Raw genomic sequence first — 22349 nt, forward strand, 5'->3', positions numbered from 1 at the left:
TAAGGCGGCTGGCATCGGTCGCTCGCGGCGACCGGACGCCGGCCGCTGCGATGGGTTAGGACGAGGCTTCCGCGTCCGGGTGGAAATTCACCGGGCGCGCCGGCACGACCGTCGAGATGGCGTGCTTGTAGACCATCTGGGTCACCGTATTACGGAGCAACACGACGTACTGGTCGAACGATTCAATGTTCCCTTGCAGCTTGATGCCGTTGACGAGATAGATCGAAACGGGAACGTGCTCTTTGCGCAGTGCGTTCAAAAACGGGTCTTGTAACAATTGCCCTTTGTTGCTCATGGCGTACTCCATCTTTTTTTGCAGGTTGATCTGGATTGGCGACGAAGAAAAAGAGATCCGGCGCCAATCGCTACACTATAGCCGATTTTGCATGCCCCGCCCGGGCGTAGGCCATGCGGCCTATCCCTTCCAGGACATGCTTCAGCCCTTGTCCGCGTACGGGTTGTTCGACGAACGGAACTCTATGCGCAATGGAGTCCCGGTCAGTGAGAAAGTTTCGCGGAATCGGTTTTCGAGGTAACGCTTGTAGGTTTCCGTCACGGCGTCGAGCGCGTTGCCGTGGATGACGATCAGCGGCGGATTCTGGCCGCCCTGGTGCGCGTAGCGCAGCTTCGGACGCACCGGACCGCGACGCCGCGGCTGCTGGAACTCGACCGCCTCGATCAGCGCGCGTGTGAGCTTCGGCGTCGGCAGTTTCGCCATCGCCGCCGCGTACGCGTCGTCGACCGAGCGCATCAGCGCGCCGATGCCGGTCTTCTTCGCGGCCGAAATGTAGTGCGATTTCGCGAAGTCGAGGAATTTCAGCTTGCGGGTCAAATCCGCTTTCGCGCGATCGCGTGCGTGATCGTCGAGACCGTCCCACTTGTTGACGCCGATCACGAGCGCGCGGCCCTGTTCGACGACGAAGCCGGCGATGTGCGCGTCCTGGTCGGAAATGTCCTGCTGCGCATCCAGCAGAAGAATGACGACGTTCGCGTCCGAGATCGACTGCAGCGTCTTCACGACCGAGAATTTCTCGATCGCCTCGAACACCTTGCCGCGGCGGCGCAGGCCTGCGGTGTCGATCAACGTATATTTCTTGCCGTTGCGCTCGAAGTCGACGTAGATCGAATCGCGCGTCGTGCCTGGCATGTCGAACGCGATCACGCGGTCCTCGCCGATCAGCGCGTTCACGAGCGTCGACTTGCCGACGTTCGGCCGGCCGACGATCGCGATCTTGATGCCGCGCGACGGATCGTCCTCGTCCGCTTCCTCGGGCTGGCCCGCGTATGCGACTTCCAGCGCCTCGTTGATCATGTCGGTCACGCCGTCGCCGTGCGCGGCCGAGATCGCGCGCGGATCGCCGAGCCCGAGCTCGTAGAAGTCCGTCGCGACCGCCGTGTACTTCATCCCCTCGGCCTTGTTGACGACCAGGAAGATCGGCCGGCCAGTCTTGCGCAGGTAGTCGGCGATCGACTTGTCCTGCGGCGCGAGGCCGTTACGGCCGTCGACGATGAACACGACGACGTCGGCTTCCTCGACGGCCTGGCGCGTCTGACGTGCCATCTCGTGCAGGATGCCGTCCTTCGCGACGGGCTCGAAGCCGCCGGTATCGACGACCAGATACGGCCGTGCGCCGACCCGCCCTTCGCCATAATGGCGATCGCGCGTCAGGCCCGGCAAGTCGGCGACCAGCGCATCGCGCGAACGCGTGAGCCGGTTGAACAGCGTGGATTTCCCCACATTGGGGCGCCCAACGAGGGCAATGACCGGTTTCATCTGTGTTTTCTACGGTGATGCGCAGCAGCGGGAGGCCCGCTGCTGCGGGCGGCTGCGCTGAATGAAAATATCACGAATTCGCGCCGCGCCGGATGCGCGCGCCGGGCGCGCGTTGCGCGCCGTCGTCTTTCGTTTCGAACTGCCTTTCAAATACCGAGCGGCCGGGGACACCGGCCGCCTTCATGTCGCGCGACCGCGGCGCGCGGAACGAGCCCGCCGCGCCGCGTTCGCGCCTGTTACGTGCGCGTCAGCGCGGACGGAACCCGTACAGACCACCGTCCTTCGTCTGCACGACGAGCGTATTGCCCGCCAGGACCGGCGCCGCGGTGATCGCGCTGCCGTCGGTCTTCATTCGGGCGATGAAGCTGCCGTCCTCGCGCGACAGGAAGTGCACGAAGCCCTGGTAGTCGCCCATCACGACCGCATGGCCGAGCAGGTAGGGCACGCCGACGTCGCGGCTCTTCAGCTTGTCGTTACGCCAGAGCTGGTTGCCGCTCGCCGCGTCGTAGGCCGTCACGACCGACCAGTCGTCGCCGCCGGCGACGACCGAATCATCCTGCGCGAGACCGCTGCGGCTCGAGAACGCCTTTTCCCACAGCGGACGGCCCGAGTTCGCGTCGAAGCAGCCGAGCTGGCCCTGGAACGTGACCGCGCACGCTTCGGCACCCACGAGCGTCGGCGGACCGCTGACGTCGTTGATGCGCTCCACTTCGGTCACGCCCTTCGGGAACGACACGGGCGTCTGCCAGAACGGCTCGCCCGTCTGCAGGTTGATCGCGACGAGACCGCCGCCGGGGAAGCCCGCCAGCACAGCCGCATCGCCCGCGAAGGTCATGCCGGCCGACACGCGCAGGTTCAGCGGCACCGCGCGGTTGCGGTAGTTCCACTTCTGCTCGCCCGTCTGCGCATTGAACGCGATCACCTGGCCGTCGATCGTGCGCACGATCACGAGTCCGTTGCCGACCAGCGGCGGCGAGAAGATCTCGCCCTGCACGCTCGTCTTCCACAGCTGCTTGCCGTCGGGGCCCAGCACGAACACGCCGCCCTTCAACGCGCCGACCGCGGTCAGGTTGCCGTCGCTGCCGACCCCGGCCGACAGGTCCGAACCGACCTTCGCGCGCCACAGCGTCTGGCCCGTCTTCGCGTCGATCTTCTCGACCGAACCGTTCTCGCCCGCCGCGTAGACGGCGTCGCCAACGGCCACCGGCGAGAACAGATAGCGCCCGCCCTTGCCGACGCTCGCCTTCCAGACCTGTTGCACGTCCATGACGGGCTTGAACTCGGTGAGCGGCGTCGGCACGCGGCGCGCGTCCTTCGACGACGAGCAGGCCGCCAATGCCAGGACAGCCGCCGCGCAGGCTACGGGCACAGCGTAACGTTTCAGCAAATTCATCGGTTAGCGAAGCAGAGTTAAGAGGTTGAGGGGGCCGGGATCAGCCGCCGAGCGCATCGAGCTTGAACTGCACGAGCTGACGCGCGGACTGGTCGTCCTGCGACAGGCCGGCGAGCGCGAGCTTGTACGCGGCGCGCGCATCGTCGGTCTTGCCTTGCGCCGCAAGCAGATCGCCACGGCGATCGGCCACGAGGCCCTTGAATGCATCGACCGGCGTGCCGGACAGCAGCGCGAGGCCCGCATCGTACGCCTTCTCGTCGAGCAGCAGCGATGCGAGACGCAGTTTCGCGATCTGCTTGTACTCGTCGTCCTTGGCGTGATCGACGGCCCATTGCAGCTGCGCCTTCGCGCCGGCGGCGTCGCCGGCCGCGTACAACGTCTTCGCCGCCGACAGTGCGGTCATCTGCGCATACGGCGTGCTGCCGAACTTGCTTTCCATGTCGGCGGCCGCGCGGGCCATCGTCGCCTTGTCATTCGCGGCGGCGGCCTTCTGCACCTGCTCGTACAACCCGGAAGCCTCGGCGGCCTGACGGCGCTGCCAGTAATTCCAGCCGTTGAAACCGGCCGCGACGACCAGCGCCGCGAGCACGATCCACGTGGTGAGGTTGCCCCAGCGGGCCCACCACGCCTTGAGACTTTCAATCGATTCTTGTTCGTCGTGATAACTCATCGGCGAGCGATTCCTTCCTTTTCAGGCTTTTCTTGTCGAGCGAATGCCAGCGCGATCAGTCGTCGCCGTCTTCGGCGGATGCAACCATCGCATTGATTAGGAATTCGGTCAAGCTTTCGACCGGTACGGTCTGCTGAACGTTCTTTTCCCCATCCTCGCCCGCACCGCGCAACGCTTTCACGCCGACCGTGCCGTTCGCGACCTCTTCTTCGCCGAAGATCACCGCGAACGCGGCACCGCTCGCATCGGCCCGCTTCATCTGCGACTTGAAGCTTGCCGGGCCGCCATCGGCGCTGCAGTGGAAAATCACGTCGAGGCCCGTATCGCGCAGACGCTCGGCCGCGATGAACGCCTGTTCGCGCGCGGTCTCGCCCTGGTGCACCACGTACACGTCGACACCTTCCTGCTCGGGCGCGAGATCTTCTTCCTTCAGCAGTTCGAGAATGCGCTCGATGCCCATCGCCCAGCCGCACGCGGCGGTCGGCTTGCCGCCGAGCTGCTCGATCAGCGGATCGTAGCGGCCGCCGGCCGCGACCGTGCCCTGCGCGCCGAGCTTGTCGGTCACCCACTCGAACACGGTCAGATTGTAGTAGTCGAGGCCGCGCACGAGACGCGGGTTGATCTTGAACGGGATGTTGTTCGCCAGCAGCAGGCGCTGCAGCCCTTCGAAGTGGGCACGCGACGCGTCGCCCAGGAAGTCGATCAGCTTCGGCGCGTTCTGCGCGATTTCCTGCAGCGCGGGGTTCTTCGTATCGAGCACGCGCAGCGGGTTCGTATACAGGCGACGCTTGGCGTCCTCGTCCAGGACATCGGCGAACTGCTCGAGATACTTGATCAGTTCGACGCGGTGCGCGGCACGCTCTTCGGCGAGGCCGAGCGAATTGATCTCGAGCTTGATGCCGGTCAGGCCGAGGTCGTCCCACAGGCGCTGGCACATCATGATGATCTCGGCATCCGCATCCGGGCCCGCGAAGCCGAGCGCCTCGACGCCGACCTGGTGGAACTGGCGGTAGCGGCCGCGCTGCGGACGCTCGTGACGGAACATCGGGCCGATGTACCACAGGCGCTTCGGGCCGTCATACAGCATGTTGTGCTCGATCGATGCACGCACGACGGCCGCGGTGTTTTCCGGGCGCATCGTCAGGTTCTCGCCGTTCAGCGCGTCGGTGAAGCTGTACATCTCCTTCTCGACGATGTCCGTGACTTCGCCGATGCCGCGCGTGAAGAGCTGCGTATGTTCGACGATCGGCGTGCGGATGTTCTGATAGCCGTACGCGCGCAGCAGCGATTTCACGGTAGCTTCGAAGAACTCCCAGAGGCCGGCATCCTGCGGGAGGATGTCGTTCATGCCCTTGACGCCGGTGAGCTTCTCGATCTTGCGTTTCTGTTCAGTCATCGTTCGTGTGTGTGGACGAATTTAGTTCAGGGCCTCGGTGCGGCCGTAATTGCGTGCGACGTAGTCGCTGACGATCTGCTGGAATTCCTCGGCGATCCGCTCACCGCGCAGCGTCTTGACCTTCTCGCCGTCGATGAAGACGGGCGCGGCCGGGTTTTCGCCCGAACCCGGCAGGCTGATGCCGATGTTCGCGTGCTTCGACTCGCCCGGGCCGTTGACGATGCAGCCCATCACCGCGACGTTCATCTTTTCGACACCCGGATATTCCTTGCGCCAGACCGGCATCTGCTCGCGCAGATAGGTCTGGATCTGCATCGCGAGTTCCTGGAACAGCGTGCTCGTCGTGCGGCCGCAGCCCGGGCACGCGATCACCATCGGCGCGAACGAGCGCAAGCCCATCGTCTGCAGGATTTCCTGGCCGACGATCACTTCGCCCGTGCGCGACGCGCCCGGCTCCGGCGTCAGCGAAATGCGGATCGTGTCGCCGATCCCTTCCTGCAGCAGCACGCCGAGCGCGGCCGTCGAAGCGACGATGCCCTTCGAGCCCATGCCGGCCTCGGTCAGACCGAGGTGCAGCGCGAAGCCGCAGCGGCGGCCGAGCTCACGGTACACGGCGATCAGGTCCTGCACGCCGCTGACCTTGCACGACAGCACGATGCGGTCGCGGCCGAGCCCCAGTTCGACCGCGCGCTCGGCCGAGCCGATCGCCGATTGGATCAGCGCTTCGTACATCACGCTCTGCGCATCCCACGGCTGCGAACGCGCGCCGTTCTCGTCCATCATGCGCGCGAGCAGATCCTGGTCGAGGCTGCCCCAGTTCACGCCGATCCGCACCGGCTTGTCGTACTTCGCCGCGGCTTCGATCATCTGCGCGAACTGCGTGTCGCGCTTCGCGCCCTGGCCGACGTTACCCGGGTTGATCCGGTACTTCGACAACGACTCCGCGCAGCCCGGGTAGTCGCGCAGCAGCAGGTGGCCGTTGTAGTGAAAATCTCCGACGAGCGGGACGGTCACACCCATCCGGTCGAGCTGCTCGCGGATCGCCGGCACGGCGGCCGCGGCCTCCGGCGTATTGACCGTGATACGCACCAGTTCGGAGCCCGCGTTCGCGAGCTCCTTGATCTGGATCGCCGTGCCGATCGCATCGGCCGTGTCCGTATTCGTCATCGACTGCACGCGCACCGGCGCATCGCCGCCGATCGTCACGAGCTGCCCGCCCCAACGAACATCCACCGCATGCGACACGCGACGCGGCTGATGCCCGCCGAACACCGGCTCGGTTGAACAAATCTGACTGCTGCGTGGGGATTGAGCTTCGGATTGCATCGATAGATCCATTTACGCGGAATGCGCCGCGAGGCGGCGCATGAATTGAAAAAGCGCCGTGCCCTCGCGGCCTGTCCAGGACAGACCTGCGTCACGGCGCTTGACGTCAGGGCAGCGTGAACCGCGCCACGTTACCCCGCGCTGCCGAATATTTCGCCGGATCGACAGGTTTTCCGTCGAACGCGACCGTATCAAGACCTGCCTTGTTGCCGATCGTCACCTTGAACGGCCCGTCGCCGGCGACCTGCTTCGTCTCGCCGGCCCGCACCAGCGCCGAGAACAGCTCCTTGCCGCTCTTGTCGCGCACGCTGAACCAGCAATCCTGCTTGACCTTCAGTTCGACCATCGACTGGCCTGCCGCCACCACGACGCTCGCGGGCTGCGCCGGCACGGCCGCGCTGCTCGCCGCTGCCGTCGCGACGATCGGTTGCGACGCAGGCGCGACGGCCGTCGGGGCCGGGGCTGAAGCAACCGGAGCAGCCGACGCAACGACCTGCGGTGCCGCGGCGGATGCTGCAACCTGCGCCGGGACGTCGTTGCCGACTGCCGTCGACGCGCCGCCCGCGCCCGCCTCTTCGGCGGAAGACGCCGCCGGCGCGCTCGCCGCCGACGCATGTTCGGTGTCGCCGCCGCCCTTGAAGCGCGCGAGCCAGCTCGACGAATCGCCGCCAGTGTGCCACATGAGCACCGCGATCACCGCGACGACAACGATCGCCGTTCCCCACAGCCACGGATGATGGCGCGACGAGCCGCCGAGCGGAATCGACACGCGCCCACGCGGCAGATCCGTCCCCGACGACGCAGGCATCGACAGATCGACCTCCGGCACGCCCCGCTCGCGGCGCAATGCCTGTGCAAACGGCTCGGGGTCGACGCCAAGCATTTTCGCGTAGCTGCGCACGACGCCGAGCGCGAACGTCACGCCGGGCAAATGGCTGATGTCGCCTGCCTCGAGCGCACGCAGCTTCTGCGGGGCGACCTTGAGCCGCGCCGACACGTCGTCGACCGTCCAACCCTTGGCTTCCCGGAGCTGCGCCAGCCGGCTGCCGACGGCTGCCAGCGTTTCAAGCCCTGCCTGCGCCGGCTTCGCGGCATTCGTCTCTGCGCCGTTTGTCGGCTGCGGCTCACTCATCCTTGTCCTCGCGTCGATTCTTCTTCACTGGCGGGCGCCGCCGGCCCCCGCAACCGTCCATATCATGCGCAGCGCCGAGGCGCCGCGACCGATCGCTATTCGCGTGTTGTACCGCCAAAAGGTTCGGGCATCCCCGTCAAACCGCCCGAACTTCGATGATTTTTGCTGCTGCGCCCGTTCGCTCCGCCAGTCGCGTGCGATCCTTCACGGCGCCGGCCAGCTGGCCGCACGCGGCGTCAATGTCGTCGCCGCGCGTCTTGCGCACGGTCGTGACGACACCCGCGTCGATGAGGACCTGTGCGAAACGCTTGATCTGCTCCGTCTTCGAGCGGATGAGGCCCGATTCCGGAAACGGATTGAACGGGATCAGATTGAACTTGCAGGGCACGTCGCGCGTGACGGCCAGCAGTTCGCGCGCATGCGCTTCGGTGTCGTTGACGCCGTCGAGCATGCAGTATTCGAAAGTAATGAAGTCGCGTGGCGCAACTTTCAGATAACGCTGGCACGCGGCCATCAGCTCGCGAAGCGGATGCTTCTTGTTGAGCGGCACCAGCTCGTCGCGCAGCGCGTCGTTCGGCGCGTGCAGCGAAACAGCGAGCGCGACCGGCAGTTCGGCGCCGAGGCGGTCCATCATCGGCACCACGCCGGACGTCGACAACGTGACGCGGCGGCGCGACAGGCCGTAGGCGTTGTCGTCGAGCATCAGCCGCATCGCGGGCACGACCGCGCTGTAGTTCAGCAGCGGCTCGCCCATGCCCATCATCACCACGTTGGTGACGACCCGTTCGGCCTTGCCGTTCGGACCGGGCGCACGGCCAAGCGACGCACGCAATGCAAATTCGGCCATCCGGAGCTGGCCGATGATTTCGGCTGTCGACAGATTGCGGGAGAAACCCTGCTTGCCCGTCGAGCAGAAGCGGCAGTTGACCGCACACCCGGCCTGCGACGACACGCACAGCGTGCCGCGCGTCTCTTCCGGGATGAAAACGGTTTCGACCGCATTGCCGTTTCCGACGTCGATCAGCCACTTGCGCGTGCCGTCGGTGGAAACGTGATCGCTGACGATATCGGGCATCACGATCGACGCGCGGCCCTTGAGCTTTTCTCTCAGGGACTTCGCAAGGTCGGTCATGCCGTCGAAATCGCCGGCGTTGTACTGATGGATCCAGCGCTGCAACTGCTTGGCGCGGAACGGCTTCTCGCCGAGGCTGCCGCAGTACGCGACAAGACCCTCGGCATCGAAGTCGAGAAGATTGACGGAAGTTTCGCTCGTCATGATGTGCTGCCTTGCCGCGTGCGCTGAATCCTGCCTACTTGTTGCCAGCCAGGGCTTAGCGCGAGTAGACGTTCATTTCCGGGAAGAAGAACGCGATTTCGACCGCGGCCGTTTCGGCAGCGTCCGAGCCGTGCACGGCGTTCGCGTCGATGCTGTCGGCGAAGTCGGCGCGGATCGTGCCCTTTTCCGCCTTCTTCGGATCCGTCGCGCCCATCAGGTCGCGGTTCTTCAGGATCGCGCCTTCACCTTCCAGAACCTGGATCATCACCGGGCCCGAGATCATGAAATCGACGAGATCCTTGAAGAACGGACGTGCTGCGTGAACTGCGTAGAACTTCTCTGCGTCCGCACGCGACAGGTGTGCCATGCGCGATGCGACGATCTTCAGGCCGGCGCCTTCGAAACGGCTGTAGATCTGGCCGATCACGTTCTTTGCCACCGCATCCGGCTTGATGATCGACAGGGTGCGCTCGATTGCCATAAAAACTCCAAGGAATTAAGAAGTTACAGGTTCAAATGAATCCGCTATTGTAGCACGATCCCGTGTATCATTGCGATTGAACCCTTACACGAGTGAAAGGTTCAGAATCCATATGTTTTTGCGCCGCCGGCCATTGAAACCTCGCGGCGCGGAACGTATCTTAGCCATAGCTGCTCCGGTTTGCTGCGCCGCACACCGCGTGTGCCGAACCGGCCCCGGGACGCCCACGCGTTCAATGTTAGGAGAAACCATGAACGACTATCCGTACAATTTCGGCCGCGGCGGCTCCGTCAGCACCGCGGAGGTTCGCAATCGCGTGCTGCGGAACACGTACTGGCTGCTCGCGCTGTCGATGGTGCCGACGGTGCTGGGCGCATGGGTCGGCGTCGCGACGGGCTTCTCGCTGTTCGCGGCCACGAGCCCGATGATGAGCCTGCTTGCGTTCTTCGCGATCGCGTTCGGCTTCATGTTCGCGATCGAGCGGACGAAAAACAGCGCGGCCGGCGTGTTCGTGCTGCTCGGCTTCACGTTCTTCATGGGCCTGATGCTGTCGCGCCTGCTGAGCTTCATTCTCGGCTTCTCGAACGGCCCGTCGCTGATCATGCTCGCGTTCGGCGGCACCGGCATCATCTTCGCCGCGATGGCGACGATCGCCACGGTCAGTAAGCGTGACTTCTCGGGGCTCGGCAAGTGGCTGTTCATGGGCGTGATCGTGATCCTGCTTGCCTCGGTCGCGAACATCTTCCTGCAACTGCCGGCGCTGATGCTCACCGTGTCCGTGCTCGCGATCGCGATCTTCTCGGCCTACATGCTGTTCGACGTCCAGCGCGTCGTGAACGGCGGCGAGACGAACTACATCTCGGCTACGCTTGCGATCTACCTCGATCTGTACAACGTGTTCACGAACCTGCTCGCGCTGCTGGGCATCTTCGGCGGCAACCGCAACTGACGGTCGCTGCACACCATGAAAAAACCGGCCTCGAGGGCCGGTTTTTTTACGTCCGCCGCCCGTCCGCTCAATCGCGCTCGAACAGCGCGATCGATTCGACGTGCGACGTATTCGGGAACATGTTCACGACCCCGGCACCCTTCAGCCGATAGCCGGCCTCGTGCACGAGCAGGCCCGCGTCGCGCGCGAGCGTCGACGGGTTGCACGATACGTAGACGATGCGCTTCGGCAGCGGGCCTTCGCCGCTCTGCGCGATTTCGGCCAGCGCCTTCGACACCGCGAGCGCGCCTTCGCGCGGCGGATCGATCAGGAACTTGTCGAACGCGCCGAGCGCACGAAGGTCGTCGCCCGTGACCTCGAACAGGTTCCGGCACGCGAACGTCGTGTGCCCGTCGACACCGTTCTCGCGCGCATTCGCCAGCGCGCGCGTCGTCAGCGTCTCGCTGCCTTCGATGCCCATCACCTCGCGCGACAGCCGCGCGAGCGGCAGCGTGAAGTTGCCGATCCCGCAGAACAGGTCGAGCACGCGATCGTCGCGCGACGGCGCGAGCAGGCGCAGTGCGCGGCCCACCAGCACGCGATTGATCTGATGGTTGACCTGCGTGAAGTCGGTCGGCTTGAACGGCATGCGGATGCCGAACTCCGGCAGCGTGTAGTCGAGCGGCACGTCGAGCGGATAGAACGGCGTGACCGTGTCCGGGCCCTTCGGCTGAAGCCAGAATTGCACCTTGTGCTCGTCCGCGAACGCGCGCAGCAGCGCTTCGTCGTCCGCATTGATCGGCTCCAGCACGCGCAGCACCAGCGCCGTGACTTGCGAACCGACCGCGAGCTCGATCTGCGGCATCCGGTCACGGATCGACAGCCCCTCCACCAGCCGACGCAGCGGCACGAGCATCGCCGACACGTGCGGCGGCAGCACTTCGCAGCTCGTCATGTCGGCGACATAGCTGCTCTTCTTTTCATGGAATCCAACCAGCACGCCGCCCTTCTTCGCGACGTTGCGCACGGTCAGGCGCGCACGGTAGCGGTAGCCCCACGACGGGCCGTGGATCGGCGCGAACACCGTCTCGGCGCGCAGCTTCGACAGGTGCCACAGGTTGTCCTCGAGCACGCGCTGCTTGATCGCCACCTGCGCACGCATGTCGAGGTGCTGCATCGAGCAGCCGCCGCAGGTGCCGAAGAATTTGCACTTCGGCTGCGTGCGCAGCACGCTCGGGCGCAGAATATCGACAACGGTCGCCTGCTCATAGCTCGGCTTGCGACGATAGCTCGAATAGGTCACGCGCTCGCCGGGCAGCGCGCCCTCGACGAAGATGACCTTGCCCGGCGAGCCGTCCTCGGTCGTCGTGCGGCCGACACCGCGCGCTTCCATGTCGAGCGATTCGATCTCGAGAACCGGGGCAGGCCCGGGCGCGACGGGCGCATTTTTCGATTTGCGCGCAGAAGTGGGGACGGCTTCGGACACCAGCTTTTCCTGACAAAACGTTGAAGAAGGCGAGATTGTAGACGACGAAAGCCCGCATCGCCCGCTTTCGTGGCGCAAGCGTCCAGATGGATGCGTCTACCGCGCGGCGTCATGCAGGAACGGCCTGCCGCCGGCCCGCATGCGCCGCGTCCCGCGCCAGGCCATGGGCGGCACAGGTTCTGCTCGCGGAAAACTCAGGAGACTCGACCATGCGACTGATCGACTGGAACGTTCAATGGGGTCGGGACGCGGACGGCGTCGTCGACCTCCCCCGCACCATCGCCGCCGCCCGCGGGCTCGGCGACTTCGACGTGTTGTGTCTGCAGGAAATGACGCGCGGCTTCGGCGCCCTGCCCGGCCGGCCGGGCCCCGACCAGTTCGCCGAACTGGCGGCTTTGCTGCCCGGCTATACGATCGTCGACGCGATCGGCGCCGACTTGCCGGCGCTCGAACCCGGCGCGCCGCGCCGCCAGTTCGGTAATGCGATCGCGTCCCGGCTACCCGTCCGGCGCGTGCTGCGCCACCTGCTGCCGTGGCCGGCGGACGCGGGCGCACCGTCAATGCCGCGTGTCGCGCTCGACGTCGAGCTGGTGACGCCGTCGGGCCCGCTGCGGGTCGTCACGACGCACCTCGAATTCTATTCGGCGCGCCAGCGACTCGCGCAGGTCGATGCGTTGCGTGACCGGCATCGCGAGGCCTGCGCCCACGCGGACCGGCCCGCGCCGGCGGAAAACGCGACGGGGCCGTTCAGCGCGACCGGCCAGCCGCGCGACGCGATCGTCTGCGGCGATTTCAACAGCGCGTTCGACAGCGATGCGTACCGGCGCATGCTGGCGCCGATCGCCGACGCGCCGCCGTTCGCCGATGCGTGGATTGCCCGCCACCCGGGCTGCACGCCGCCGCCGACTGCCGGCGTCTACGATACGGCGCAATGGTCGGAAGGTCCGCTCGCATGCGATTTCGTGTTCGTGACCGATACGCTGCTGCCACGCGTCACGCGCTGCGAGATCGACGGCGACCTGCGCGCGTCGGATCACCAGCCTGTCGTGCTCGAACTCGATTGATCGCTGCCGCGGCGCGAGCCGCCCGCATCACACCTCGAAACCGGCGAGGTATTCGGCCCAATGCGACGCGGGCTCCTGTGCCAGCGCGTTCTTCACGAGCAGGATCTCGTCAGCGTATTCGCTCGGCGTCAGGCCGCCGCGCATCAGCTGGAACCGGCAATACAGCAGGTAAGTATTGACGACGTCGGTTTCGCAATAGTTGCGGATTTCCTCGATCCGGCCGTCCTGGAACGCGGGCCACACCTGGCTGCCGTCCATCCCGAGCTTGCCCGGAAAACCGCACAGCTTCGCAAGCGCGTCGAGCGGCGCATTCGCGCGCGCCTGATACATCGCGAGCACGTCCATCAGATCGGTGTGTCGCGAGTGATAGCGCGAGATGTAGTTGTTCCACTTGAAGTCGCGGTCGTCCTCGCCCAGATCCCAGTAGCGCGTCGCGGGGATCCCGTGCACGAGCGCACGGTAGTGGAGCACCGGCAGATCGAAGCCGCCGCCGTTCCACGACACGAGCTGCGGCGTGTATTTCTCGATCACGCGATAGAACGACTGGACCAGCGTCGCCTCGTTGTCCTGGGGCGTGCCCAGCGAGCGCACGCGAAAACCGTTGTTGTCGCGGAACACGCAGGAGATCGCCGCGATGCGCTGCAGGTGATGCGGCAGGAAATCGCTGCCGGTCTTCTCGCGGCGCGCGGCGAACGCATGTTCGGCCACCGCGGCATCGTCGAGGGTCGCGGGCAGATCTTCCAGACGGCGAATGCCGTCGACATCGGGAATGGTCTCGATGTCAAAAACGAGAATCGGAGTCATCGGTTACAGAACGGCGTCCTTGCGCACGCCGTTGGAGGCAAAGAACCGCTTGAGGCGCACCAGCGCTTCCTGCTGGATCTGCCGCACGCGCTCGCGCGTGAGCCCCATCTCGTCGGCCAGTTCCTCGAGCGTGGCCGGTTCGATGTGGTTCAGGCCGAAGCGGCGCTCGATCACGTGCCGATGCTTGTCGGACAGCCGCGACAGCCACGCGCGCGTCAGCGTCTCGAGTTCGCGGTGCTGCACCTCGGCGTCGGGCGACTGGCTCTGGTCGTCGGGCAGCAGGTCGAGCAGACTGCTCGCGGGATCGAGATCGAGCGGCGCGTCGAGCGACGCGGTGTGCTCGTTGAGCGCGAGGATGTCGGTGACTTCCTCGGCGGTCTTGCCGGTGAGATAGGCGATGTCGTCGATGCTGGCTTCGCGGCGCTCGGCCGCCTCGCCCGTCGACATAGAATTCTTTTCGAGGTGGCGCTTCGCACGCAGCACCTGGTTCAGTTCGCGGATCACGTGCACGGGCAGGCGCACGGTGCGGGCTTGGTTCATGATCGCCCGTTCGATGCTCTGGCGGATCCACCACGTCGCGTAGGTCGAGAAACGAAAGCCGCGCGTCGGGTCGAATTTCTCGATCGCGTGCATCAGGCCGAGGTTGCCTTCCTCGATCAGGTCGAGCAACGGCACGCCGCGGTTCAGGTAGCCCTTCGCGATGCTGACGACGAGACGCAGGTTGCGCTCGATCATCACCTGCCGCGCCTCGAATTCGCCAGCCTTCGCGAGACGCGAATAGCGCTGCTCCTCCTCGACGGTCAGGAGCGGCTTCACGCTGATGCGATTCAGGTAATGCTGGATCGTGTCGGCCGTGAGTTCGGCCTGCAGCAATGCGCGGAAATCGTCGACGTCGGGCGCGGCTTCCGCACGGCCTTCGCGCTCGTCGTCACCGTCCGTTTCGGCGTCGCGCGCCTCGAGATCACGTTCGTTTTCCGCGACGTCGTCTTCGTCGTCCGTCGAAGCGCCAGCTCGCTCCGCCGATGCTTGCGTGGCACGACTGATCTTCTCAGACTCGGCTTGCGGCTCGTGGCGCTTCGATTTCGGCATGGTCGTCTCGGTTATTGAGGCGGCAAATACTTCAGCGGATCGACAGGTTTACCCTGCCGGCGAACCTCGAAATGCAGCATCACGCGGTCGGCATCGCTGTTACCCATCTCGGCGATCTTTTGCCCCTTCGTCACCGCGTCCCCCTCTTTTACCATCAAAGCGCGATTGTGTGCATACGCTGTGAGGTAAGTTGCATCGTGCTTGATGATAATGAGGTTGCCGTAACCACGCAGGCCGTTGCCCGAGTAGACGACGCGGCCGTCGGCCGCCGCCTTCACGGCCTCGCCGGACGTGCCGCCGATATTGACGCCCTTGTTCTTCGCGTCGTCGAAACCGTTCAGCACCGGGCCGCGCACGGGCCATGCAAACGTCACGGGGCCGCTGGGCGCTGCGGCCGTATCGCTCGATGCGGCGGCGGCCGGCGGCGTGCTCGCGGACGACGAGCCCGCGGCCGACGTCGCGGGACCGCTGCTGAGCGGTGCGGTCGCGACGGCAGCGCCGGCGATCGGCGCGGCAGCCGGCGAGCCGGCAACCGCGGCACCGCCCGGCGGCGCGACGCGCAGCAATTGGTCGACTTCGATCTGGTTCGGGTTCGCCAGGTTGTTCCACGTGGCGATGTCGCGATAATTCTGCCCGTTTTCGAGCGCGATCCGGTACAGCGTATCGCCCGGTTTCACACGGTAGAAGCCGGGCGGCGGCGGGCCGAGCGGCACCGCCGGCTGCGCGGCGGCGGTCGTGCCGAGCGTTCCGGAGCGGTCGACGACGGGCGCGTTGTCGAGCCGCGTCGCACAGGCGGCCAGTAGCGTGGAGAACGCGGCCACACAGATCGCGCGCTGGGCGAACGTGAGCGGTTCCCTGGTTCGGTTGTTTTGCATCGCGCGCAACATACTCATCGGTTTCAAATCACTCCGGATTTTAAAGGGACAAAGAAAACGCGATCAAGCCGCGACTCCCGCCATTGCGCGTGCGCGACGCGCTCGACGAGCGTGAGCACCTGGGGCTGCCCGCTCTGCGCGCCGACCGGCGCGACGAGCCGCCCGCCGATCGCGAGTTGCTCGAGCAGCGCCTGCGGCACGTCGAGCCCCGCCGCCGCGATCACGATCGCGTCGAACGGGCCCGCAGCCGGCAGGCCGACACGCCCGTCGCCGTAATGCAGACGGATGTTCGGCACGCGCAGCGGCCGCAGGTTCAGCTTCGCGCGCTCGTAGAGCGGCTTGATGCGTTCAATCGAATACACGTCGCGCGCCACGTGACTCAGCACCGCGGCCTGGTAGCCGCAACCGGTGCCGATCTCGAGGACGCGCTCGAGCGTGCGGCCGGCCATCGCGAGCTCGATCATGCGCGCGACGACCGACGGCTTTGAAATCGTTTGCTGGTGGCCGATCGGCAGCGCGGCATCCTCATATGCCTGCGTCGCGAGCCCCGGATCCACGAACATGTGGCGCGGCACCGCGGCCATCGCATCCAGCACGCGCGCGTCGGTCACGCCGTTCGCGCGCAGGCGTTCGACCATGCGCTCGCGCACACGTTCCGACGTCAGCGCGAACGCACCGGCCGGCGCGACGCTCGGCGCAGCCGGCTTGGGCATCGCGGGCTTCGGCACGGTCGGTTTCGGCACGGTCGCCGGCTTCGCGGCGGTCGTGCCGTGCACCGGGCGGGCGACGCCCGTCTTCACCGCCACCGGCTTCAGCACGGCGGCGGACTTGTCGACGGCCTTCGGCACCGCGCCCGCCGCATGGCGTTCGCCGGCCCGGCCTTCCGATTTGCGTGGCGCTCGCTTGAGATCTTCGAGCGCGAGCGGAAACCGCTTCGCGCGCTCGCCGCTCATGAAGCCCGCCCTCCTGCGCGCACCCATTCGCGCGTCGCAGGCAGCATTTGCGTATGCGTGAGATCGAGCTGCAGCGGCGTGATCGATACGAAACCGTTTGCGACGGCGTGGAAATCGGTGCCTTCGCTCGCGTCCAGCGCCGCACCCGCGGCACCGATCCAGTAGACCGGTTCGCCGCGCGGGTCGGTCTGGCGAATCACCGGCTGGGACGGGTGACGCTTGCCGAGGCGCGTGACCTGCCAGCCTTTCAGTTCGTCGTACGGCAGATTCGGAATATTGACGTTCAGCAGCGGCTGACCGGGCAGCGGATGCGCGAGATAGTGTTCGACGATTTCCGCGGCGACGCGCGCCGCGTCCGCCAGATGCGCCCAGCCCTTCTCGGCCAGCGAAAACGCGATGGCCGGCACGCCGAACATGATGCCTTCGGTGGCGGCCGCAACTGTCCCTGAATAGAGCGTGTCTTCGCCCATGTTCTGGCCGTTGTTGATCCCGGACACGACGAGGTCGGGCCTCGCGTCGGCCATCCCCGTCAACGCGACGTGCACCGAATCGGTCGGCGTGCCGTTCACGTAGAAGAAACCCGTATTCGTCGCGCGCTGCACCGATAGCGGCCGCGACAGCGTGAGGGAATTCGATGCGCCGCTGCAGTTCTGCTCGGGCGCGATCACCGTGAGGTCGGCAAGCGGCTGCAGCGCGTCGCTGAGCGCGGCGAGACCGGGGGCGAGATAGCCGTCGTCGTTGCTGAGTAGGATTCGCATCCGGCGATTGTAACCGAGGAAAGATGGCGCGAGAGCGACAGTCAGGCGGCTGCGGACGGGCCTGCGTGCACGGTGCGCCGCCGCATTGCGCGGCGGCGTTCCGCAGACGCGAGACAACGTTTTGCCACCCGGCGTTTTCCGCCCCGAAGGGTGCCCGTCCGGAGAGGTTGCCCTGCCGGAGACCCGGCGCAAAGCGCCCGGCCTTGGGGCGCTCAGATCGCGCCGGCCTCGCGCAGCGCGGCGATCGCCTGTGCGTCGTAGCCGAGGCCGCGCAGCACCTCGTCCGTATGCTCGCCGAGTTCGGGCCCGAGCCAGCGCGTTTCGCCCGGCGTGTCGGACAGCTTCGGCGTGATGTTCGGCAGCGGAATGTCGGTGCCGTCGGCCAGCTTGAAACGCTGGATCATCTGCCGCGCGACGAACTGCGGATCGGTGAACATGTCTGCGGCGCTGTAGATGCGCCCGGCCGGCACGTCGGCCGCGTTGAGCACGACGAGCGCCTCGTCGATCGTGCGCGGCGCGAGCCACGCGGCGATCGCATCGTCGATCTCCTGCGTGCGCGGCACGCGTCCGTCGTTCCGTGCAAGCGCCGGATCGTCGGCGAGATCGTCGCGTTCGATCGCCTTCATCAGTCGCTTGAAGATCGGGTCGCTGTTGCCGCCGATCACGATGCTGCCGTCGCGGCACGCGTAGGTGTTCGACGGCACGATGCCCGGCAGCGACGCGCCGGTGCGCTCGCGCACCATCCCGTACACGCCGTACTCGGGCACCACGCTTTCCATCATGTTGAACACCGCTTCATACAGCGCAACGTCGACCACCTGCCCCGCGCCGCCGTTCACCTTGCGGTGGTGAAGTGCCATCAGCGCGCCGATCACGCCGTGCAGCGCGGCGATCGAGTCGCCGATCGAGATGCCGATGCGCGGCGGCGGCAGGTCCGGATAGCCGGTGATGTGGCGCAACCCGCCCATCGATTCGGCGATCGCGCCGAAGCCGGGCCGGTCGCGGTACGGGCCCGTCTGCCCGTAGCCGGACAGGCGCACCATCACGAGACCGGGGTTGTCGGCCGACAGCACGTCGTAGCCGAGCCCGAGCTTCTCGAGCAGGCCCGGGCGGAAGTTTTCGATCACGATGTCGGCCTCGCGCGCGAGCTGCCGCGCGATCGTCTTGCCGGCATCGGATTTCAGGTTGAGGGTGACCGATTTCTTGTTGCGTGCCTGGACCGACCACCACAACGACGTGCCGCCCTGCTCCGGATGCAGCTTGCGCCACTTGCGCAGCGGGTCGCCGCCGTTCGGATCCTCGATCTTGATCACTTCCGCGCCGAATTCAGCAAAGAGGCGCGACGCGAACGGCCCCGCGATCAGCGTCCCGAATTCGAGCACTTTGACGCCCGCGAGGGGGCCCTGGCTGGTGCTCATGTGTCTCCCTGACATGAGAAACGGCGCCGCCGGCCGGCGGCGCCCGGCTTACATCGTGCGGCGGTCGAGCATCGCGCGGGCGATCGTGCCCGCGTCGACGTATTCGAGCTCGCCGCCCACCGGCACGCCGCGCGCGAGGCGCGTGACCGCGAGCCCGCGCGCCTTCAGCGTCTGGCCGAGGTAGTGCGCGGTGGCTTCGCCCTCGTTCGTGAAGTTGGTCGCGAGCACGACCTCCTTGACGATCCCGTCGGACGCGCGCCGCACGAGGCGGTCGAAATGGATTTCCTTCGGGCCGATCCCGTCGAGCGGGCTCAGCCGCCCCATCAGCACGAAATACAGCCCGCGATACGTCATCGTCTGCTCGAGCATGATCTGGTCGGCCGGCGTCTCGACGACACACAGCAGCGTCGGATCACGCTCCTCGTCGCTGCACACCTCGCAGATCTGCGCTTCCGTGAACGTATTGCACTTCTCGCAGTGCTGCAGGTGCTCGGTCGCGAATAGCAGCGACCGGCCGAGCCGCTCCGCGCCCTCCCGATCGTGCTGCATCAGGTGGTACGCCATGCGCTGCGCGGATTTCGGCCCGACGCCGGGCAATACGCGCAACGCTTCGACGAGCGCGGACAGGGCGGACGGCTGTTTCATACGGCGGCTGAAAGCTGAACGGACGCTGCGCTCAGAACGGCAGCTTGAAGCCCGGGGGCAGCGGCAGGCCCGACGTCATGCCGCTCATCTTTTCCTGCGACGTCGCCTCGGCCTTGCGCACGGCATCGTTGAACGCGGCCGCGACCAGATCCTCGAGCATGTCCTTGTCGTCCGCGAGCAGGCTCGGGTCGATCGCCACGCGACGCACTTCGTTGCGGCAGGTCATCGTCACCTTGACGAGGCCGGCACCCGACTGCCCTTCGACTTCGATCTGCGCAAGCTGCTCCTGCATCTTCTTCATGTTTTCCTGCATTTGCTGCGCTTGCTTCATCAGTCCGGCGAGGTTGCCTTTCAACATGGGAATACTCCTTCTTGATCGTGTGAAAACCGGCACGCGGCGCGTGCCGGTCAATGTGTGCGGGCGTGATTGTGCCTGTCGCGGTGCGATTCGTTCAATGCAGCGTCGGGGGCGTGCCGTCCGGCGCCGAATCGGCGAGCGGCCGCACCGAGCCTTCGACGATACGCGCGCCGAAGTCACGCACGAGTTGCTGGACGAACGGATCGCCATGGATGTCCTGCTCGGCCTCGCGCTGGCGTGCCGCACGCGCGGCCGCATCCAGCGCCGCCGCGGTGCGCCGTGCGGGCCCGACCTCGACCGCGACCTCGACGGGCTTGCCGAGCGCGTCGGCCAGGGCGGCCTTCAGCTTCGCGACCTGAGCGGCGTCCGCATACTGCGGCACCGGCACGGACAGTTTCAACGTCGTCGCGTCGACGGCCGTCAGCTCGCTGTTGAACGCGAGCTGATATGCGACGCCCTTCAGCGGCAGCCGTGCGGCCAGCGCCGGCCATTCGCCGTCGAAACCGACCGGATCGAGCGCGATCGCGGGCGGCAGCGGGCGCGTGTCGACCGGTGCGGACGGACGGGCCTCCGCCTGCTTCGGCGCAATGCGCACGTCGTCGGGGCCGCTGTCGAACACAGGCACGAAGCCGTCGTCCGCCGCACCGCCGAACATCTCGTCGGCGCTGAGCGGCACGTACTCGTCCGGCGGAATGTCTTCCCACGGCGGCGGGGCCTGACGCGTGTCGGCCGGCTGCGGCGCGCGTGCCGCCGCGCGCGGCGTCGGCACCTGCACGGCAGGTCGCGATGCCGCCGGTTTCTCCGGGGCCGGCTGGGCCGGCGCCGGTTTCGACGCGCCGCCCGTCCGCGAGCGTTCGGACGACACGCGCATGCCGGCATTGCGCAGCACGTCGAGTGCGGCGGCCGCACCACCGCGGGCCGACGGGCGCGCGGCGGACTCGGCCGGCACTGCACGCGGCGCCGGTTCGTCGTTGCGCTTGGCGGCAGCAGGCAATTCGGGTTCGTTGCGCACCGCGGGCAACGCATCGCTCGTCGGCGCCGCTTGCGGTGCCGCGTTCGCTTCCGGCTGCGGCGCGACCGGCGCCGCGGCCGCTGCCGGCGTCGAAACAGGCTTCACGGCAGGCGGAGTCACGGCATCGTCAGACCGGGCCGGCGACGGACGCGCAGCAGGCGCGACAGGAGCGGCCGCTTGCGGGCGCGCTGCGTCCGCGGCGGCTGCCGGTACCGAAGACGGCTTGGGCGCCGCCGACGCGGCGGCAGCCACACGCGGCGACGCGGGCGCGGATACGGCACGCGGCACGGCCGGCTGACCGCCCGGCGCACTGCCGGCGCCGACGGCCGGCTCGAACGCGAGCATCCGCAGCAACGTCATCGTGAAGCCGGCGTATTCGTCCGGTGCAAGGCCGAGCTCGGCGCGCCCGACCGTCGCGATCTGATAAAACAGTTGAACCTGCTCGGGGCTCAGCGTCTCCGCGAAGCGGCGCAGGTCAGCCGCTTCCGGCCATTCGTCGAGGACCGAGCCCGGCGCGAACTGCGCCCATGCGATCCGATGCAGCAGGCTCGCAAGATCCTGCAGCGCGGTGGAAAAGGACAGGCTGCGCAGCGACATCTCGTCGGCGATCGCGAGAATCTCCGGGCCGTTGCCGGCCGCGAGCGCATCGAGCAGGCGCACCATGTAGGTCTGGTCGAGCGCGCCGAGCATGCCCGACACGGCCGATTCGGTCACTTCGTTCGCCGAATAGGCGATCGCCTGATCGGTCAGCGACAGCGCATCGCGCATGCTGCCCTGCGCGGCACGCGCGAGCAGGCGCAGCGCCTGCTGCTCGAACGAGATGCGCTCTTCGCCGAGGATTCGCTCAAGATGCGACACGATATGCCCGGCCGGCATCTGCTTCAGGTTGAACTGCAGGCAGCGCGACAGCACGGTGACGGGAATCTTCTGCGGATCGGTCGTCGCGAGGATGAACTTGACGTGCGGCGGCGGCTCCTCGAGGGTCTTCAGCATCGCGTTGAACGCGTGGTTCGTCAGCATGTGCACTTCGTCGATCATGTAGACCTTGAAGCGCGCATCGACGGGCGCGTACACCGCGCGCTCGAGCAGCGCGGCCATTTCGTCGACGCCGCGGTTGCTCGCCGCGTCCATTTCGACGTAATCGACGAAGCGGCCTTCGTCGATCTCGCGGCACGCGCGGCACACACCGCACGGCTGCGACGTGACGCCGGTTTCGCAGTTGAGCGCCTTCGCGAAGATCCGCGACAGCGTCGTCTTGCCGACGCCGCGGGTTCCGGTAAACAGATAGGCGTGATGGAGACGCCCGCCGTCGAGCGCGTGCGTGAGCGCCCTGACGACGTGCTCCTGGCCGACGAGCGAAGCGAAATCCTTCGGACGCCACTTGCGTGCGAGAACTTGATAGGTCATCGGGAAATTGTATCAGTAACGCTGCGTTGCGCCGACACGCGAAACGGTGCGGAAAACGGGCAACACGCAGGTAAAACGGAGAATGACGCAGAAATAAAAAACGC

At 66.6% G+C, this 22349-nt stretch carries 21 protein-coding genes; 2 read left to right on the forward strand and 19 right to left on the reverse strand.

All coding sequences use genetic code 11. From position 1 onward, the window contains the following. Positions 1 to 55: 55 nt before the first annotated feature. From hfq to ndk, 9 genes are all read right to left on the reverse strand, one after another. Entirely contained in the window at positions 56 to 295 is a 240-nt protein-coding gene (gene hfq, locus WS45_RS04580; protein ID WP_006399927.1) for an RNA chaperone Hfq, read from the reverse strand. Between the two features lie 141 nt (positions 296 to 436). Further along, on the reverse strand, positions 437 to 1774 hold the full coding sequence (gene der / locus WS45_RS04585; protein ID WP_044848985.1) for a ribosome biogenesis GTPase Der: 1338 nt from the start codon (positions 1772 to 1774) through the stop codon (positions 437 to 439). Between the two features lie 247 nt (positions 1775 to 2021). Further along, a complete protein-coding gene (gene bamB, locus WS45_RS04590) occupies positions 2022 to 3167 on the reverse strand; it encodes an outer membrane protein assembly factor BamB (protein WP_059698477.1) in 1146 nt (381 codons plus the stop codon). A 40-nt stretch (positions 3168 to 3207) separates the two neighbouring features. After that, complete coding sequence (locus tag WS45_RS04595) at positions 3208 to 3837, reverse strand: tetratricopeptide repeat protein (protein WP_059529930.1); 630 nt, start codon at positions 3835 to 3837, stop codon at positions 3208 to 3210. Positions 3838 to 3892: 55 nt separating this feature from the next. Then, positions 3893 to 5233, reverse strand: a complete 1341-nt coding sequence (gene hisS, locus WS45_RS04600; protein WP_059698479.1) for a histidine--tRNA ligase — start codon at positions 5231 to 5233, stop codon at positions 3893 to 3895. A 21-nt stretch (positions 5234 to 5254) separates the two neighbouring features. Further along, positions 5255 to 6559: a flavodoxin-dependent (E)-4-hydroxy-3-methylbut-2-enyl-diphosphate synthase gene (gene ispG / locus WS45_RS04605; protein WP_027787235.1), complete on the reverse strand. Its 1305-nt coding sequence runs from the start codon at positions 6557 to 6559 to the stop codon at positions 5255 to 5257. Between the two features lie 106 nt (positions 6560 to 6665). After that, the gene (locus WS45_RS04610; protein WP_059698481.1) at positions 6666 to 7691 is read right to left on the reverse strand and encodes a helix-turn-helix domain-containing protein; all 1026 of its coding nucleotides are present in this window, start codon (positions 7689 to 7691) and stop codon (positions 6666 to 6668) included. 136 nt (positions 7692 to 7827) lie between these two features. Beyond that, positions 7828 to 8967: a 23S rRNA (adenine(2503)-C(2))-methyltransferase RlmN gene (gene rlmN / locus WS45_RS04615; RefSeq protein WP_059698483.1), complete on the reverse strand. Its 1140-nt coding sequence runs from the start codon at positions 8965 to 8967 to the stop codon at positions 7828 to 7830. 55 nt (positions 8968 to 9022) lie between these two features. Next, a complete protein-coding gene (gene ndk / locus WS45_RS04620; RefSeq protein ID WP_006478674.1) occupies positions 9023 to 9448 on the reverse strand; it encodes a nucleoside-diphosphate kinase in 426 nt (141 codons plus the stop codon). Positions 9449 to 9698: 250 nt separating this feature from the next. Between ndk and WS45_RS04625 the strand changes: the two genes are divergently transcribed. Further along, positions 9699 to 10397, forward strand: coding sequence for a Bax inhibitor-1/YccA family protein (locus WS45_RS04625; RefSeq protein WP_006761414.1), 699 nt, complete (start codon positions 9699 to 9701; stop codon positions 10395 to 10397). Positions 10398 to 10464: 67 nt separating this feature from the next. On the opposite strand, the gene rlmD is transcribed toward WS45_RS04625, so the two are convergent. Further along, positions 10465 to 11862, reverse strand: coding sequence for a 23S rRNA (uracil(1939)-C(5))-methyltransferase RlmD (gene rlmD / locus WS45_RS04630; protein WP_082721843.1), 1398 nt, complete (start codon positions 11860 to 11862; stop codon positions 10465 to 10467). A gap of 209 nt (positions 11863 to 12071) precedes the next feature. On the opposite strand from rlmD, the gene WS45_RS04635 reads away from it, so the two are divergent. Continuing rightward, positions 12072 to 12926: an endonuclease/exonuclease/phosphatase family protein gene (locus WS45_RS04635; protein ID WP_059698485.1), complete on the forward strand. Its 855-nt coding sequence runs from the start codon at positions 12072 to 12074 to the stop codon at positions 12924 to 12926. A 27-nt stretch (positions 12927 to 12953) separates the two neighbouring features. On the opposite strand, the gene WS45_RS04640 is transcribed toward WS45_RS04635, so the two are convergent. From WS45_RS04640 to dnaX, 9 genes are all read right to left on the reverse strand, one after another. After that, positions 12954 to 13730 carry a 3'-5' exonuclease gene (locus WS45_RS04640; protein ID WP_059529916.1) on the reverse strand — a complete coding sequence of 259 codons (777 nt, stop codon included), beginning with the start codon at positions 13728 to 13730 and terminating at the stop codon, positions 12954 to 12956. A gap of 3 nt (positions 13731 to 13733) precedes the next feature. After that, positions 13734 to 14819, reverse strand: a complete 1086-nt coding sequence (gene rpoS, locus WS45_RS04645) for an RNA polymerase sigma factor RpoS (RefSeq protein ID WP_059529914.1) — start codon at positions 14817 to 14819, stop codon at positions 13734 to 13736. A gap of 11 nt (positions 14820 to 14830) precedes the next feature. Next, positions 14831 to 15712, reverse strand: coding sequence for a peptidoglycan DD-metalloendopeptidase family protein (locus tag WS45_RS04650; RefSeq protein ID WP_059693239.1), 882 nt, complete (start codon positions 15710 to 15712; stop codon positions 14831 to 14833). 5 nt (positions 15713 to 15717) lie between these two features. Further along, complete coding sequence (locus WS45_RS04655) at positions 15718 to 16647, reverse strand: protein-L-isoaspartate(D-aspartate) O-methyltransferase (protein ID WP_059698487.1); 930 nt, start codon at positions 16645 to 16647, stop codon at positions 15718 to 15720. Continuing rightward, entirely contained in the window at positions 16644 to 17405 is a 762-nt protein-coding gene (gene surE, locus WS45_RS04660; protein WP_059529905.1) for a 5'/3'-nucleotidase SurE, read from the reverse strand. Before surE ends, WS45_RS04655 begins: the two co-directional genes overlap by 4 nt. A 212-nt stretch (positions 17406 to 17617) precedes the next feature. Beyond that, the gene (locus WS45_RS04665) at positions 17618 to 18823 is read right to left on the reverse strand and encodes a CaiB/BaiF CoA transferase family protein (protein ID WP_059529902.1); all 1206 of its coding nucleotides are present in this window, start codon (positions 18821 to 18823) and stop codon (positions 17618 to 17620) included. Positions 18824 to 18871: 48 nt separating this feature from the next. After that, a complete protein-coding gene (recR, locus tag WS45_RS04670) occupies positions 18872 to 19468 on the reverse strand; it encodes a recombination mediator RecR (RefSeq protein ID WP_014896897.1) in 597 nt (198 codons plus the stop codon). Positions 19469 to 19499: 31 nt separating this feature from the next. Further along, positions 19500 to 19826, reverse strand: a complete 327-nt coding sequence (locus tag WS45_RS04675; RefSeq protein WP_006755698.1) for a YbaB/EbfC family nucleoid-associated protein — start codon at positions 19824 to 19826, stop codon at positions 19500 to 19502. 94 nt (positions 19827 to 19920) lie between these two features. Continuing rightward, on the reverse strand, positions 19921 to 22245 hold the full coding sequence (gene dnaX / locus WS45_RS04680; RefSeq protein WP_059698489.1) for a DNA polymerase III subunit gamma/tau: 2325 nt from the start codon (positions 22243 to 22245) through the stop codon (positions 19921 to 19923). Positions 22246 to 22349: the final 104 nt, after the last annotated feature.

It is taken from the genome of Burkholderia sp. RF2-non_BP3 (assembly GCF_001522185.1).
GTDB classification, from domain to species: Bacteria; Pseudomonadota; Gammaproteobacteria; order Burkholderiales; family Burkholderiaceae; genus Burkholderia; species Burkholderia diffusa.